This is a genomic window from Bacillus sp. FSL W8-0640 (genome assembly GCF_038007725.1).
GTDB lineage: Bacteria > Bacillota > Bacilli > Bacillales > Bacillaceae_G > Bacillus_A > Bacillus_A cereus.
This window is the reverse complement of record NZ_JBBOXT010000001.1, coordinates 1602961-1618291: the sequence shown is the minus strand read 5'-3', so window position 1 is coordinate 1618291 and position 15331 is coordinate 1602961. Positions and strand designations below refer to the sequence as shown.

Sequence of the window (15331 nt, the reverse complement as noted above, 5' to 3'; positions counted from 1 at the left end):
TCTTATTGAAATACTTTCTTAAATTGTTTTCCTATTTCATCTTGCTCTTTCTCAACTGTTTTCCAATCAATATTTAATACTGGAATCTCTTCTACATTTGGTCTATTTTCAGCTTTTATATCTGTTCTACCAGGCAATAAATACGCTTTAGAAACTTGTTTTTGTACATCATCGGATAATAAATAATCAATAAACTCTTTTGCACCTTCAACATTTTTACTATCCTTCATAATCCCAGCTACACGTGGGCTAATAACTGTTCCGCTTTTTGGATATACAATATCAACAGGTTCACCCTTTGCTTTTGCGCTATACGTCATATAATCAACACCCGCAATGACCATATCTTTCGCACCTGTTACAACTGGGTCTAACGCTTCCTGATTTGCTCCTGCTACTGTAACTTCATTTTTCTTAAGCTGCTCAAATAAATTCCATCCATCTTGTCCATTCTTTTTCACGTATCCTGTTACAAAGTCTAAAGCTGAACCTGAAAGTGCTGGATCTGGAAGATTCACTTTCCCTTTCCATTCTCCTTTCGTTATATCGCTCCAATCTTCAGGCGCTGTTTTCACATTTTTTGTATTGTACACAATCCCTAATGCTGAAGCACTATACCCGAAATAATGGCCTTTATCATCTGACCATTCAGAACGCAGCTTATCAGCTTGTTTCGCCTCTTTATAAGCTAACGTTTGACCCTCTTTCTTTAATCCTTCCATCGCTGGTAAGGAAGCGAGTACGACAACGTCAACGACTGGATTTTTCTTTTCAGCTTCCATTCTCGCTAAAATTTTACCAGTTGTCCCTTGAAACATTTCCACCTTTATACCAGTTTTCTTTTCAAAGTCTTTTTGAATTTTTTCTGCTAACCCTTTTGGCCCTGCACTATATACAACAATTTTCTTTTCATTCGTATTTGTACTTTTTGCATCTGCATTACCCTTTGAACTACAACCTGTTACTACAGTAGAAAATAGTAAAGTACATACAAATAAAGACTTAAGCGAACTGAATTTCTTCATACGATTCTCCCCCTATATGATGAATACATTTTTTGGGTACATATAACGATACTGGTTTCCCGATGCTTAGCTTACTATTGTGATAGGCTTTCCAGATGCCTAAAGTCCCCATATTTACTTTCACTTCATAACGCTCTCCTACGTATGTAACGTGCTGAATTTCACCTGTATACATTTCGCACACATCATTTTTTGTCCAACTCACATGCTCTGGACGAATCATTTTTTCCCCCTCTACAAGCCAATTCGCCTTACCAACAAATTTGGCAACAAATTCATGAGACGGTTTCACATAAATATCTTCGGGTGTTCCTTTTTGTAATACTGCTCCTTGTTTCATGACAATAATTTGGTCTGACATTGACATTGCTTCTGTTTGATCGTGAGTAACATACAGTGCAGTTAAACCAATGGAATGAACGATATCCATAAGCTCTATTCTCATTTCTTCTCGCAAAATTGCATCGAGCGCACTTAGCGGTTCGTCAAACAAAATAAAATGAGGTTTTGTTACAATTGCTCTAGCGAATGCGACACGTTGTTGCTGTCCACCAGAAAGTTCGTGTGGATACCTTTTCTCCATACCTTGCAGGCGAACTCGCTTTATTGCATCTTCTACTTTTTCTCGTAAATGATTCGTTTGCTTTGTAGCTCTTAAACCAAATGCAACATTTTCAAAAACAGTCATGTGCGGCCATAAAGCAAAATCTTGAAATACCATACCGATATTCCGTTCATGAGGAGATGTCTTTATCTTTTTTGTAGCAGAATACATGCACTGGTCTCCAAAATATATTTCTCCCTTATCCGGTTCTTCAAGTCCTGCTATCATTCTAAGTAAAGTCGTTTTCCCACATCCCGAAGGTCCTAAAAGTGTAGTGAATTCCCCTTGTTTCATTACAATCTGCAACGGCTTTAACGCTTGTGTTTTTCCAAATGTTTTTTCTAATCCATTAATTTTAATATCCATCGTCTCACCTCTCTCCCCTCATTCTTAACCTGCTTTCATTCTATATGGAAGATTTATACTTAATGTTAATGTACTGTAAAGATTAAATTAAAAAACTTCTAATAAACTATTTATTTCTATAGATTTTTTCTATAGTTAAAATAAAAAAGGCGGCAATTCATAATGAATCTCTTAAAATTAGAAATTGTAGTACTTATTAAGAAATACAAAAAGCTTACAATCGTTGCAGAAAAACTTGGCGTTAAACAACCAACTATTACTTTTCATATAAAAAGCTTAGAAGAAGAACTCGGTGTGTCTTTATTCGAATTACGTTCTGGAAGGTATTTCTTAACAGAGGCTGGTGAGGCTTTGCACCATTATGCTTGTAAAATAGATGCACTTATGAAAGAAGCTAGACGTGTCACGCAAGAGTTTAAAGATTTTCATAAAGGCGCTATAACAATCGGCGCTAGTTATGTACCAGCGACTTATCTTTTGCCAGCAGTCGTTCATCAATTTCAATGTGAATTTCCCAATATAAAAATAACGCTACTAGTTAAAACCGCCCCTGAAATTCGAATGATGCTACAAAATCACGAAATCGATCTTGGGATAATTTCCGCTGCTCCATTTGATGAACCACTTTTAAAACAAACGAATATAATGCCCGATACACTTGTTCTTGCTTTTTCCAAAGAACATCATTTTTCAAAGAAAGACAATGTATCGTTACAAAATATAGAAAAGGAACGCATACTATTGCATCGTAATCCATCTACAACGAGAGACTTACTTACACAATGGACGTTAGCGCACAACATTACATTCCAATCAGAAATTGAATTAGACTCATTAGAAACGATGAAACAAATTTTAAAATATGGTAATGGAATTGCCTTGATTTCTAAACTGGCTATCGAACAAGAAATACAACGAAATGAGCTATGCTATATACCAATCCCTGAATTTGAATTTCAGCGTAATATTTATACGATTCATCATGAAGACAGATGGAATTCTAAAATCATTTCTTTTTTACTACAGAGCATCACTACATTTGCAACAAAAAATTAAAAGGCTGTCGTTATGCACGACAGCCTTTCAAACTATAAATCTATTTATTTTTCTTTGCCTCAATTTTTGCTTGCGCCTCTTCAGCCTTATCTAATGCTTCTGATACTGTCTTCTCTTTTTCTTTCACTTCATCTATACTATCGACAGCTTTAATAATTTTATCGATTCCCTCTTCTTCTACCTTTCTACGCTTTGCCACTCTTTCATTTACTTTCTCTTCCACATCTTTTGCTTTTTGAAGCATATTCTCTGCATTTGATATTACAGCTTTTTCAAGTTCATCATCTTTTTTCTTTTGTAACACTTCATTTGCAATGTCTTTCGCTTCTAAATACTTACCGTCTTTTAATGCTGTTGCTCCCTGATCCATTTTCTCAGCAACTTCTTTATATGATTTCGCTTCATTTCCTGATTTCTCTTTTTCTGCTTTTTCGAACCACATTGTTGCATCACTATACTTTTCATCTTTCAATGATTGCATACCTGTTTCAATATATGTGTCATAATTGCTACATCCAGCCATTACGACTAATAGAAAAAGCATAACAAAACTTAATTTTTTCATGCTGTTGTCTCCTTTTCTTTGCAAGCTCACTTTACTTTAACATACATGAAAAAGAGTTTCAAAACTAAAATACTAATTTAGTCATTTTTATTTTATTAAGTCACATTTCCTTTTAGACAGACACATCCACTTGCTTTTTCATTACATGCTTCTTTACTCCTACTAATACAACTAACAATAAACCTACGCCTAATGTCATCATAACAATGCTAGTTGGCAACATATCTAATAATAATCCATACACAATCATACCGAGCGGTGCGATTGCAGTAGAAATTGTTTCAAGTAAGCCGAAAACGCGTCCTAAATAACTTGGATCTGTCGTCTTTTGCAAATGTACTTGCATCGGGATATTTACAACCATCATTGATATACCAGTTAACATCATAAAAGCGATATAGTAAATAAAACTTGCTACTTTCGGGATGGTGACTACTAATGGAAACACTGTACATAAACTCAAACTCGCAAATAAAAACAACCCAATATAAACAGAGCGAAACGGATCATTCACTTCTTTACGTACTGATAACGCAATTGCACCAATTAACATCCCAACTGCTAACATTCCCTCTACAACACCGAGTTGTTTCGAAGATAGATGCAAATTTTGAACAATAATATATGGAAGTGAAACGAAAAGTGCACTCGCAAAAAAGTTTACCCCTACTGCAATTTTCATTAAACCATATATTTCATGCTGTCTTTTCACATATGAAAACCCTTCTTTTATACTCGTCAAGAAATGCTCTTTACTTTCAGCCTTTTCTTTTTTGTATAAATCAAATACGATAAACAATTGCACAACAACCGCTAAAAAGAATGTAATGCTATTCAATAGGAAAAACGATTTAATTGAAAAGAAACCAAATACAACTCCGCCAATAATCGGTGCTAAAATATTTGATAAAGATGCTGCCGTCTGGTTCAAGGCACTCGCTTTTTGAATACGTCCTTCATCTACTAAACTTGGAATAGATGAAGTTAATGAAACAGAGTAAAAACTCGCACAAATTGATAATAATGCTGCTGAAACATAAATAAACAGAAGTGATGGCCCAAAAGTAGTTGCAAGGATAAACATAATAAACATTGTTAAACTACTTAACAAATCGGTACCGATGACAAGCCATTTTCGATTGACGCGGTCAGCTACAGCACCAGCAATTGGTCCACAGATTAGCCTTGGAATCGATCCACAAATAAGCGTAGTTGCAAACCCCATTCCTGAACCCGTTGTCTTTAATACGTATAATCCCATTGCAAACGTATAAATACCGGCTCCTAGCAAAGACGTCATTTTCCCAATCATCATTAAAATAATATTTCTCGTTGCAATCTTCATTCTTGAATCATTTTGTCCTATACTTATATCCCCCATTTTTGACACTCTCCCCTTAAAAGTTAAATTGTGTTAAACTTATTATATAATTAACTTTCCAATTTTTACAACAAAAAGTTTAATGACATTTAACTTTCTAACTATAAAGGAGCAATTATATGGCTACTCTCGGTGAAAAAATTAAAACGTTACGAAAAGAAAAAAGCTTACTCAAACTGATCTAGCAGGTTCAGAACTCACAAAAAGTATGCTAAGTCAAATTGAAAATGGAAAAGCTACACCTTCTATGAAAACACTACAATATATCGCTGACAAACTTGAATGTGAAACGAGTTTTTTATTAGAAGAAGATGATGTAGAAATTGTAGGACTCATTCAACAAACGGAGAAACTAATAAAAGCAAACAAGTACGATGAAGTATATGAGGTTTTACTACCGATCGTTCAAAAAGAGCTACCTCCCACTTTGAATACTGCTCGTTTATATAAACAGTTTGTAACAGCTGCGGCTAAAATGAAAGATTACAATATTGAATATTACGTTGAAAAGGCTACTTCTATTTTTGAGAAATATACGTTATACCGGGATAGTACGGAAACAAAATTAAAATTATCCTTTACGATATTCACACGTAAAAAATATGCTGAATGTTTACAACTTATAGCTAGTATCCGAAATGACTATGAAGAGAAACATTTAGAAATGGATCTCATTATACATATCGAATTATATTTATATGAAGCAATTATTTTTCTTGCATGTGGTGATTACGAACAATGTGAAAGTGTCATTTTAGATGCACTTGCATTTTCAAAAAAACATCAAGTGTATTATAAAACAGATGAATTTTATCGTATTTTATCTTATCAAAAAGTAATCACGGCTGATAAAGAACAATATTTACATTACATAAAAAAATCAGAGCAATTCGCCATTTTTACAGAAGATAATTTCTCTGCGGCGGTTATTGATCTTTTAAAAGCTTTCTACTACAACACAATTGCTAATGAATATACAATTGCATTAGAACATTTAGAACAATTTCGAGAAAAATTAAAAGATGAGCCAATTTTTCAAGATGATGGATCATATTATCTTGAAAAAGGAAAAGCTTTGTATGGTTTAAAACAATACGAAGAAGCTTTAAAAACATTGCAACGCGCTATCATACCAGATTATATAAACCATCCACTTGATCACGCACGGCTTACAACAGCTGGGGCATATCGCGCTCTTTGTTATGTGAAACTTAATGATAAAAAAAGAGCTCTTGAAGAAGTAACAGAAGCATATGAAATCGTACAGGCCTATCCTGATTCCATCTTCACTTCATTTATTAAAGAAACATTACAAATAATACAAAAACTTTAAGAATGTCTCTAAATGGTATATTATTCCTCTTTTTTAGCAAAGATAATAATGATGGGAGGAATATAAATGAATATACAACGTGCAATAGAGCTTTCTATGTCAGCAGAACAAGCCAATGTCAATTTTCAAGGCATGCCTGTTATGATTCAACACGTCGATGAAAGCAATGAAACCGCCCGCATATATGAAGTAAAAAACCCAGGACGCGAATTAACTGTTCCAGTTAATAGCTTAGAGGAAATATAAGAAATGCCACTTCTCTTTTGAAGTGGCATTTTTCTTCTTTCAGATTACTTATTATAAATTTCTTCAACTCTTTATTTTACATGAGCTGAAAAAATAAGAATTTTCTACTTCTTTTCTTTTTGTGACCTGCTAAAATACAAACTATGGATTAATTATTCGTACTATACATTAAGGAGGAAAAATAATGGCATCTAATTTAGAAAAAAACCAGCCTTATTATGCAGTTATATTCACTTCTAATTTATCAAATAATACAACTGACTATAATACCGTTGCCGAAGAAATGGAGAAACTTGCAAAGCAACAACCTGGATTTTTAGGTGTAGAAAGTGCACGAGGTAATTCTGGACTCGGAATAACAATTTCTTATTGGGAATCACTTGATGCGATTGAAAATTGGAAGAAGAACACCTTACATAAAGAAGCGAAAAAAGAGGTCGTGAGCAATGGTATGAAAACTTCCACCTGCGTATTTGTCTTGTTGAGAAAGAATTTAAGTTTCATAGAGGTACTTTATAACTATGAAGGAAAAATTAGCTCTCGTTATTGTTCATGAAATATATGGTGTGAACGACCATATGCATCACGTTACCCAGCACTTTACTTCATCTCATATAGACGTATTCTGTCCTAATCTTCTACACTTACAACATGCATTTCATTATCGTGATGAAGAAAAGGCATATGAACATTTTGTAAATCATATTGGATTTGATGATGGAAAAAAGCAAATTGAAGAATTCATTTCTCATCTTTCTAGTAGTTATACACATATTGGACTTATCGGCTTTAGTGTTGGAGCTACCATCTCATGGCTATGTAGTAACAATCCGAAAATAGATTTTATTATCGGATGTTACGGTTCTCGTATACGCGACTATGTTCACATAAAGCCTACATGCTCTACATTACTTATATTCCCTGAAAAAGAAGCTAGTTTTTCAGTATCCTCTTTCATTCAAACATTGCAGCAACAAAAGAATCCTTTATTAGAAATAAAACAACTACACGGTGAACATGGATTTCTAAATCCGTACACTGAAAAATATAACGGGCACTCTACAAAACAAGCATACAATTTAATAGATTCATTTCTTGTAAAGTGAAACTTCAATCAGTGGGGGGGGCATCCCCCACCTAATCTCTTTTCTTACGTTGAGTTTTAAGGTGTGGGTCTTACTGCCCATGCGTGATAAAAACAATCTTATACAGGAGACTCAAAATGACGCTGACATTACTCTTACTTGTTTTCATACTCATTGCCTTTATCTCAGCGCTAACTATCATTTTTAAAACCGTAAAAAAAGGGCTATTTTTCAACCGCCCCTACTTACAATCTATTATCGTTTGCCTTTTATTTTTTACTAATTGGATCTTATATGTAACAACTTTTTATTCGTTACTTCCCGAGAAAATTAGTGAGTTCCTATTCCTACCCATTTGGTTTTTCCTTTGTATTTTAGGTTTTATAACTTTCTGGCGTGAATGGGGAAATAATCGTGTATTCTCCATATGTATCGGTTTTCTTTCCTTGACTAGTTTTTTATTTGGATTATTGTTGTTAGTTCTTTCCGGGATGTAATAGAAGAAGGAAGAAAAGCCAACTTTCAACTTTTCTTCCTTCTATGTTTACCTTTAGTTTTCACTGTCACTGATTCACAAGGTGTATAATATATTTGAGATGTCGCCTTATCAACAAACATCATAAACGTAATAAAGCCGATAATAAAGAAAATAAATAACGTTAACAAAATTGCTCCTATCGTTAAAAGTATCATAACACCACCCCTATATTTTTCATGTTATTACACTTTTCGCTATGATATGAGTGTAATCCTTTTTAGAAAAGGAAACGTAACAAAATAATCACAATCACTCCCGTTAATACTGTACCTAATAAACTACGAGTATATATCGCTACAAGAAATGTTGGAATTGCTGCAATAAGATAATCCCACTGCATCGTTTCATGCATAAATAAAACTTGTGCTAAAAGCGCTGCTAATATCGCAATTGGTATGTAATTTAACCATTTTAAACCCCAGTCAGGAATTTGTAGTTTGCTAAATACGAGTAGAGGTAAAATACGTGGCACGATTGTAACAGCTCCTGCTGCTAGTAAAAGTAATAATACATCTAATCTCATTTCCATTTTTCAATCAACACTCCAATCGTCGCAGCTAGTAAGGTTGCGATAATAACCGCTATACTATCTGGCATAAATAGGTGTGAAACGTATGCGATAATAATCGCTACAATTGCAACACTTAAATGAATTGCTAGTTTCGGTTTACTACTTATGAGCTGAAGAACAAATAATCCGATAAACATCGCTGGTAATGCATAATCCATGCCGTATGTATGTGGATCTGGTATCCACTCACCAAATAGCCCGCCAATGATAGTGGCAAGAATCCAATTTAAATACGCTGTTACATTAAGCCCTATCATCCATCTTTCACCTAAATATCCTTTTTGCGCAGCATGCTGCACTGCAACGCCGAAAGTTTCATCTGTAATTTGCGAACCGATGATTAGGTTTTTAAATAGAGGAATTTTCGTAAAGTACGGTGCAAGTGCAGCACTCATAAGAAGGTGGCGCAAGTTAACAAAAAATACAGTAAAAATAATTGCGGAAGCAGGAGCACCGGCTGCATACATACCAGCTAATATAAATTGGGCAGAACCTGCATAAATTAAAGTGGACATAAATGCAATTTCAATGATGGAGAAACCAGCTGTTTTTGCAATTACACCAGCTGCTATACCGATGCTCAAGTAACCAAATACAGTTGGTAAACAATCTTTTACTCCTTGCTGAAATGTATCGTCACTCTGCAAAGCTACATGTGCCTGAGCTTTACTCATCTCTATCATCCTCCATTCCTTCTAAAGTTCGTTTTCCTGTTACGACATGAACTAAATCTATATTTTCACGCCATAACGTATCTAACTTATCAGCTCCAAATTCCTTTGTGATTTCTTCAACCATAATATCGTGCCGCACATACTCTGTAGCAACGAGAACTAGCGCTGGGTCATACGTTGTAACGGCCCATGAAGTGCTATCATTTGAGAAGTTCGCAATTAATACTTCCTCTCCATCACGAGCAATAACAGTTAAATGACCACCCATTCTCTTTTCAACAACGTGGGGCGTCATATAATTATGATGAAACGTCGCTCCTATTTTTGTTTCTGGAGCTCCAAATAAGATTGAAAATATATGTACGCCTTCCTCTTCCTTTTGATGAATGTATGGCTTAATTTCATGCACTTGTTCTTCCCATACAGAAATCCATAATTCTTCCTTTGCCCTATTAATTATATTGCATATTTCTTTTAAAACACGATCATTTGAGCGAATATGCGAAATTACATCTATTTGTCGCTCTTGTTCTAAACAATTTAATTTCTCATCTAAAAATTCAAAGGACTTTTCAAAGTCTTTTCGCATTCGATTCATTAATTCGGTAGCTGGTACTGGTACATATTTAACTGGTTCAGAAGGTACAATATGCACCGCTCCTTTATCCATTAACTTACCGAGTACCTCGTAAATCATAGAACGAGGTACTCCTGTTTGTTTACTCACTTCATAGCCTGTTACTGGAGAATGTTTTAACAATCCAATATACGCTTTACATTCATATTGGGAAAATCCCAACTTTTGTAATTCCTTTATAATTTCATCCATCGGTAACCCCTCACAATCTAAATCGCTCTTACTTCAAAACGACGATTTTGCTTCCCTTTACTTTTTACTTTATCAATAACAAGTGTTCCTATTTCACTCGTATTTTTCACATGTGTGCCTCCACAAGCTTGTTCGTCTAAATTTTCAATTGTAACAATGCGGATTTCTTGGATAGTAGTTGGCAGGAGATTTATTGCTGTTTTAATCATTCCTACAGCATTTTCTGCTTCTTCGCGGCTCATATAACGAGTGGAAATTTCTTTATTTTGCTTAATAAGTTTATTCACTTCCTCAACAATTTCTTCTACTTCCACGCTCGATAACTCTTGTAACTCATTAAAATCGATACGTGCTTTATCAGGATAAATTTGATTTCCGGTGCATAGAGCTCCATACTTTTCATAAACAACAGCTCCGATAAGATGCAGTAAAGAGTGATGACGCATTAAATTATGACGTCTTTCCCAATTTATCTCTAATTTAACTGGACCTAACTTTACTTGTGCTTCGTCTTTTATATAGTGAACTATTTCTCCTTGCTCCTTCTTTACTTTTTCAACTTCAAATACAGACCCATCTTGTACAATGACACCCGTATCACATTCCTGTCCTCCACCAGTTGGATAAAAAATTGTTTCTTTTACAAATACTTTATTCCCTTCTACTCTTATCAGTTCTGTTTCGCAACTCGTTTTGTATGCATCTTCTAAATATAATGCCGTTGTCATACTCTCACCTCTTTAGTAGTTATAGTTATACCTACTAATATAAAAAAGAAGCTCTGCAAAGTCAATTGATAATTCTGAAATTTAAAATTAATAAAAGACTCCTTTATTAGGAGTCCACTATCTCAATATTTCATTCGCTTCTTTTTCATAAATTTTATCAAATGACGTCATAACGCGCTGTGATGCTTGAATCATCTTTTGATCTGTCATAAGATCTGCCATCTCTTTCGTCATATCAACATTTGAATTTTCTAGCATATGATTTTTTACTATTCCTGTTCCGTTCGGTAAATTAGCAATGTTTCCTTCTGCTAGTGTAAAGCTTTTGTTTTCACGTTGCACGAGACGTGCATTCGTTTCGGCATCTACTGTTTTTGTTTGCAAACGAGCAATATTATTTTGTGTTACCTCATCATATAATGTACCATCTGCTTGTACAGCAACCTTTGCTCCTTCTGGAATACGAATACGCTCATTATTCTCTCCCATTACGAAAGCACCAGATGATGTTTGTAAATAACGATCACTATTTAATGTGAAACTACCATCTCTCGTTAAAAACGTTTCATCATTTTTAGAAGTAACGAAAAATGATGTTGTGCCGGCCGCGCCGTCATCTAAAAAGAAATCTGTAGCGCTATTTGTCATTTGTATATTTCCTTGTACTAAATTCACATGCGTTGCAGCTGGTACTACAGCGTAATCGACCGAACCGATATTTGTTACCGCCCCATCTCCGCGGCGATATGTGTCTTGTACATCAAATACTTTAGACGTCATATTTTCTGCTTTAAATCCTGTCGTTTGAGCATTTGCAACGTTATTCGAATGAACATTAATGCGCTGCATGTAATTCATCATGCCCATAGAACCTATATAAAGACCGTTCATATTCGTTTGAATAAGGCAAGCGCCTTATTCTTCACCTCTTTTCTACGATGTTTGTAACATTTGTTTCGCTAAATGTTCAGCTGTAGCGATATGTATATTTTTCTTTATGTCTTGGCCATCTGTCATTAATACAATAGGAGCTGATGATACTGCTGGAATTTTCAACAATTCGCCACTACTTGCTGTTTCATCAAATTTCGTAAACACAATACCATCTATATGAATATCTTTAAAGTTTGTAATAATTTCAATCATATCTTTACTTTTCATTGAAGCTGATAACGTTAAACAAATATAATCTGGTTCTACTTGTCCCATCGTTTCAATCATTTCTTCCACTGTTTCTGACGTACGATAATTTTTCCCTGCTGTATCAATTAAAATATAATCGACGCGTGCTTCTTCTTTAAAATACGTAAGCGCTCTTGTCATTGCAGCTTCATCACGCACAGCAATTACTTCAGATCCAATTGTCTTTACGTTATCTTGCAATTGCTGCACTGTCCCTATGCGCGAATGATCTGTCGTTATAAAACCAACTGTTTTGTTCTTACCGTGAAATTGCCATGCCATTTTCGCCAGTGTCGTCGTTTTACCAACGCCAGTTGGACCGATTAATGCAATTGTTTGTACTTCTTTTTCAAAGACGTTTTCCGTATTGAAATGAGATTTCATATCTTCCAATATGTACCTGATAACTTCTTCTTCCGTAATCATCGTCGCATTTTCAAACTTTATTTTTAACTTTTCAGCATATGCATGAATGAAATATTGTTCCACATCGTTTTGTTCTAGCATCCGAATTACTTTTTGAATAATAAACGGTACAGATTCTTGGTTTTCTTTCTTTGTAACTACTTCTTCTTTCTTTACCGGAACGACTTGTTTCACAACTTTTTTCTTTTTCGTTACTTCCGTTTCTTTCGTCTGTTTCACCACGACAATTCCTTTTTCAAACAGCTTTAATAGTTTCTCTTTTTTCTTGCCCATTCTTCACTATTTCCTGTTTGCATCGCCGCGTATGACATAGAAGTCGTTACGTTTTCTAAATTGTGAAGTACTGATTGAATTCCATTCGCCTTCACAATTTGTTCTGAAGGATCATTCACAACATCCATTAACTGTTCATGAAATTGAGCTGTACCTTCATTCACTTCTTCCTGTTTTTCTTCTGGAAAAGCAACTAACATTTCATAATCCTTTTTCCAGAAAAACGGTATATTTCGTTTTACACTTTCATCGACAACGTAATAATAATCTGTACCATATTGGTCAAATAACTTTCGATACAATTCATTTTTCGAAGCTGCTTTTATTCGCATTAACGCTTCTTTCTTTTCTGTACTTTCCATTACTTCACCCCCTACTATTCAATATAGGCAATTTGATCCACAACAATTTCTGGTGCTAATTCACTAATACAAAGTACTTGTGCTTCCACTTGATAACGTTCTAGCAGTCTTACAATCGCAAATCTAAAATCTTTTCTACGTGTTAATAACACTGGCTCTCTTCCCATTAAACGTGCTTGCTTAAAGACGCGCTGCACTTGCTCAACGACACGTGTTTCTAAATCTAAATCCCAGTTTAATAAGTAACCTTGATATGAATTATTCACAACATCCGCATCTAACTCAATTGAATCAGAGAAGAGCGCTGCATATATTTTTCCGTCTGGATTTTTCGCATTTTCACAAATAACTTTTGAAATACATTCACGAACAAATGATGTCACACCATCAACGTGGTTTTGATAAATTTCTTTGCCGTCAATAATACCTTCAATAATTGTTGGTAAATCACGAATAGAAATACCTTCTTTTAGAAGTTGTTTAATAACATTTTGAACAAGTGATAAATCAATTTCTTTTTTCTTAATCTCTTCTAATAGAACGCCATTATCATTTTCAAGCGAGTTAATTAAGTCTTTTACATGTTGGCGCTGAATTAATTCATGAAGATTACGTCTAACGACAACATCTAAATGTGTAATTAATATGCTAAGTGGCTCTAACACTTGATAGCCTTTCATTTGTGCATCTTGCACCATATGCTCTAAAATCCAATATCCATCTTCACCAAAAATTGGATCTTTCGCTGGCTCTGCATCTAAATCAGCCATTACGTTTGGTGTTTTCAGTGCTAATAAATAACCTGATTTTAAAACACCTTCAGCCGCCTTCGCACCTTTAATTCGAATAATGTAACGTCCGCGTGGTCTAAAGCTCGTATTATCTTTAAAGTTAATTCCAGGAACGTTAATACCAAGGTCAGTAATAATTGACTTCCTCATAAGAACAACTTTATCACGCGCTGTTTCCCCGTTAATTTTCTGCTTTACAAGTGCTGCTAAATCTAAACCGAGTTCTACTATAATTGGATATTTATCCGTAAATACTCCAAATGAATCTTCTACTTGTTGCAGTTGCTCATCTTCGCCTTGGATCATTTCTATTTCTTTTTGAAGCTCGTCTTCTTTTTCTTTCTTTATTCGATTTTTATTACGAATTCCTAAGAAGATAATTGTTCCGCCAACGAGTGCGAATGGTAGAAACGGTAGCGGAGTAAAAATACCCATTGCGATAAATAAACCACCGAGCGCATATACAACGACTTCATGCGCTAATAACTCTTTAAAGATACCTTCTGTTACTGTATCTGGTGAGCCGTCAAATACACGCGTTACGATAATACCTGTTGAAATTGCAAGCATTAGCGATCCAATTTGGTTTACGATTCCGTCACCGACAGTTAACTGTGTATAATGAAGAGCCGCATCTGCAAAGCTCATCCCTTGCTGCATCATTCCGACAATTAAACCGAAAATAATGTTTACGAATAAAATGACAATCCCGAAAATAACGTCCCCTTTAATGAACTTTCCGGCACCATCCATCGCCCCATAAAACTCTGTTTCCATATTTAATTTTTTTCGTTTTGCTTGTGCATCTTTTTCTGAAATAATACGCTGGTTTAAATCAGCATCGATAGACATTTGTTTCCCTGGTAAAGAATCAAGTGTAAAACGAGCTGCTACTTCAGCTGTACGAGACGCACCGTTTGCAACAATAAACTGGAATATGATTAATACTGTAAAAATAACGATACCAATTAATAAGTTTCCGCCAATTACGAACTGGCCGAACTCTTCAATAACATGACCTGCATTTCCATCTGTCAAAATCGCTCGCGTCGTCGAAACGTTAATCGATACGCGGAAAATCCCGATTAATAACAACATCGTTGGAAATGACTTTAATTCATCCCACTCGTTAATACTTGTCGCTCGCATATAAATAAGCACTGACATACTTAGTAGAAAAACGATAATGATATCAAGTATAAATGGTGGAAGTGGAATTAAGAGCGCCACTACGAATGACGCTGCTAAAAAGATAGAAAAATAGGTTCTTGCAGACTCTATCTTAAACAAAGAGAT

15 protein-coding genes and 3 pseudogenes are annotated in these 15331 nt (G+C 34.9%); 6 read left to right on the top strand and 12 right to left on the bottom strand.

The annotated features are described in order from the left end of the window. Positions 1-2: 2 nt before the first annotated feature. Both N2V80_RS08500 and N2V80_RS08495 read right to left on the bottom strand, forming a co-directional pair. A complete protein-coding gene (locus N2V80_RS08500; protein ID WP_061655894.1) occupies positions 3-1025 on the bottom strand; it encodes an ABC transporter substrate-binding protein in 1023 nt (340 codons plus the stop codon). After that, on the bottom strand, positions 1003-1995 hold the full coding sequence (locus tag N2V80_RS08495; RefSeq protein WP_061655895.1) for an ABC transporter ATP-binding protein: 993 nt from the start codon (positions 1993-1995) through the stop codon (positions 1003-1005). Before N2V80_RS08495 ends, N2V80_RS08500 begins: the two co-directional genes overlap by 23 nt. Before the next feature lie 162 nt (positions 1996-2157). Here N2V80_RS08495 and N2V80_RS08490 point away from each other — a divergent pair, with 162 nt between their 5' ends. After that, positions 2158-3051 (top strand): LysR family transcriptional regulator, encoded by an 894-nt coding sequence (locus N2V80_RS08490; protein ID WP_061655896.1) that lies wholly within the window; start codon positions 2158-2160, stop codon positions 3049-3051. A gap of 40 nt (positions 3052-3091) precedes the next feature. On the opposite strand, the gene N2V80_RS08485 is transcribed toward N2V80_RS08490, so the two are convergent. Together N2V80_RS08485 and N2V80_RS08480 are read right to left on the bottom strand one after the other, a co-directional pair. Further along, the gene (locus tag N2V80_RS08485) at positions 3092-3616 is read right to left on the bottom strand and encodes a DUF4398 domain-containing protein (protein ID WP_061655897.1); all 525 of its coding nucleotides are present in this window, start codon (positions 3614-3616) and stop codon (positions 3092-3094) included. A 112-nt stretch (positions 3617-3728) separates the two neighbouring features. After that, positions 3729-4997 carry an MFS transporter gene (locus tag N2V80_RS08480; protein ID WP_000502489.1) on the bottom strand — a complete coding sequence of 423 codons (1269 nt, stop codon included), beginning with the start codon at positions 4995-4997 and terminating at the stop codon, positions 3729-3731. A 119-nt stretch (positions 4998-5116) separates the two neighbouring features. Here N2V80_RS08480 and N2V80_RS08475 point away from each other — a divergent pair. The 5 genes and pseudogenes from N2V80_RS08475 (at position 5117) to N2V80_RS08455 (ending at position 8158) form a co-directional block, all read left to right on the top strand. Then, positions 5117-6330, top strand: a pseudogene (locus N2V80_RS08475) (helix-turn-helix domain-containing protein). Positions 6331-6396: 66 nt separating this feature from the next. Beyond that, entirely contained in the window at positions 6397-6576 is a 180-nt protein-coding gene (locus tag N2V80_RS08470; protein WP_001025731.1) for an H-type small acid-soluble spore protein, read from the top strand. Positions 6577-6760: 184 nt separating this feature from the next. After that, positions 6761-7095 (top strand): annotated as a pseudogene (locus tag N2V80_RS08465) (antibiotic biosynthesis monooxygenase family protein). 2 nt (positions 7096-7097) lie between these two features. Further along, positions 7098-7682: a dienelactone hydrolase family protein gene (locus N2V80_RS08460; protein ID WP_061655898.1), complete on the top strand. Its 585-nt coding sequence runs from the start codon at positions 7098-7100 to the stop codon at positions 7680-7682. A gap of 116 nt (positions 7683-7798) precedes the next feature. Continuing rightward, the gene (locus tag N2V80_RS08455) at positions 7799-8158 is read left to right on the top strand and encodes a hypothetical protein (protein ID WP_002133070.1); all 360 of its coding nucleotides are present in this window, start codon (positions 7799-7801) and stop codon (positions 8156-8158) included. Positions 8159-8183: 25 nt separating this feature from the next. Here the strand turns inward: N2V80_RS08455 and N2V80_RS08450 are convergent, their stop codons facing one another. The 8 genes and pseudogenes from N2V80_RS08450 to flhA form a co-directional block, all read right to left on the bottom strand. After that, positions 8184-8354, bottom strand: a complete 171-nt coding sequence (locus N2V80_RS08450; RefSeq protein WP_061655899.1) for a DUF3951 domain-containing protein — start codon at positions 8352-8354, stop codon at positions 8184-8186. A gap of 62 nt (positions 8355-8416) precedes the next feature. Then, complete coding sequence (locus tag N2V80_RS08445) at positions 8417-8728, bottom strand: AzlD domain-containing protein (protein ID WP_000425938.1); 312 nt, start codon at positions 8726-8728, stop codon at positions 8417-8419. Continuing rightward, positions 8719-9444 carry an AzlC family ABC transporter permease gene (locus tag N2V80_RS08440; protein WP_000030478.1) on the bottom strand — a complete coding sequence of 242 codons (726 nt, stop codon included), beginning with the start codon at positions 9442-9444 and terminating at the stop codon, positions 8719-8721. The genes N2V80_RS08445 and N2V80_RS08440 overlap by 10 nt, the downstream gene beginning before the upstream one ends. Then, positions 9437-10273, bottom strand: coding sequence for a TrmB family transcriptional regulator (locus tag N2V80_RS08435; protein ID WP_058839186.1), 837 nt, complete (start codon positions 10271-10273; stop codon positions 9437-9439). The genes N2V80_RS08440 and N2V80_RS08435 overlap by 8 nt, the downstream gene beginning before the upstream one ends. Positions 10274-10290: 17 nt before the next feature. Then, positions 10291-11001, bottom strand: coding sequence for an alanyl-tRNA editing protein (locus tag N2V80_RS08430; protein WP_061655900.1), 711 nt, complete (start codon positions 10999-11001; stop codon positions 10291-10293). Positions 11002-11118: 117 nt separating this feature from the next. Beyond that, the gene (locus tag N2V80_RS08425; RefSeq protein WP_001013934.1) at positions 11119-11892 is read right to left on the bottom strand and encodes a flagellar basal-body rod protein FlgG; all 774 of its coding nucleotides are present in this window, start codon (positions 11890-11892) and stop codon (positions 11119-11121) included. 42 nt (positions 11893-11934) lie between these two features. Further along, positions 11935-13244 (bottom strand): annotated as a pseudogene (gene flhF, locus N2V80_RS08420) (flagellar biosynthesis protein FlhF). A gap of 14 nt (positions 13245-13258) precedes the next feature. Beyond that, complete coding sequence (gene flhA / locus N2V80_RS08415) at positions 13259-15325, bottom strand: flagellar biosynthesis protein FlhA (RefSeq protein ID WP_000472585.1); 2067 nt, start codon at positions 15323-15325, stop codon at positions 13259-13261. Positions 15326-15331: the final 6 nt, after the last annotated feature.

Excerpts from the sequence above, each read along its gene's own strand:
- N2V80_RS08500 (WP_061655894.1), bottom strand. The coding sequence starts at position 1,025 with ATGAAGAAATTCAGTTCGCTTAAGTCTTTATTTGTATGTACTTTACTA.
- N2V80_RS08495 (WP_061655895.1), bottom strand. The coding sequence starts at position 1,995 with ATGGATATTAAAATTAATGGATTAGAAAAAACATTTGGAAAAACACAA.
- N2V80_RS08490 (WP_061655896.1), top strand. The coding sequence starts at position 2,158 with ATGAATCTCTTAAAATTAGAAATTGTAGTACTTATTAAGAAATACAAA.
- N2V80_RS08485 (WP_061655897.1), bottom strand. The coding sequence starts at position 3,616 with ATGAAAAAATTAAGTTTTGTTATGCTTTTTCTATTAGTCGTAATGGCT.
- N2V80_RS08480 (WP_000502489.1), bottom strand. The coding sequence starts at position 4,997 with ATGGGGGATATAAGTATAGGACAAAATGATTCAAGAATGAAGATTGCA.
- N2V80_RS08470 (WP_001025731.1), top strand. The coding sequence starts at position 6,397 with ATGAATATACAACGTGCAATAGAGCTTTCTATGTCAGCAGAACAAGCC.
- N2V80_RS08460 (WP_061655898.1), top strand. The coding sequence starts at position 7,098 with ATGAAGGAAAAATTAGCTCTCGTTATTGTTCATGAAATATATGGTGTG.
- N2V80_RS08455 (WP_002133070.1), top strand. The coding sequence starts at position 7,799 with ATGACGCTGACATTACTCTTACTTGTTTTCATACTCATTGCCTTTATC.
- N2V80_RS08450 (WP_061655899.1), bottom strand. The coding sequence starts at position 8,354 with ATGATACTTTTAACGATAGGAGCAATTTTGTTAACGTTATTTATTTTC.
- N2V80_RS08445 (WP_000425938.1), bottom strand. The coding sequence starts at position 8,728 with ATGGAAATGAGATTAGATGTATTATTACTTTTACTAGCAGCAGGAGCT.
- N2V80_RS08440 (WP_000030478.1), bottom strand. The coding sequence starts at position 9,444 with ATGAGTAAAGCTCAGGCACATGTAGCTTTGCAGAGTGACGATACATTT.
- N2V80_RS08435 (WP_058839186.1), bottom strand. The coding sequence starts at position 10,273 with ATGGATGAAATTATAAAGGAATTACAAAAGTTGGGATTTTCCCAATAT.
- N2V80_RS08430 (WP_061655900.1), bottom strand. The coding sequence starts at position 11,001 with ATGACAACGGCATTATATTTAGAAGATGCATACAAAACGAGTTGCGAA.
- N2V80_RS08425 (WP_001013934.1), bottom strand. The coding sequence starts at position 11,892 with ATGAACGGTCTTTATATAGGTTCTATGGGCATGATGAATTACATGCAG.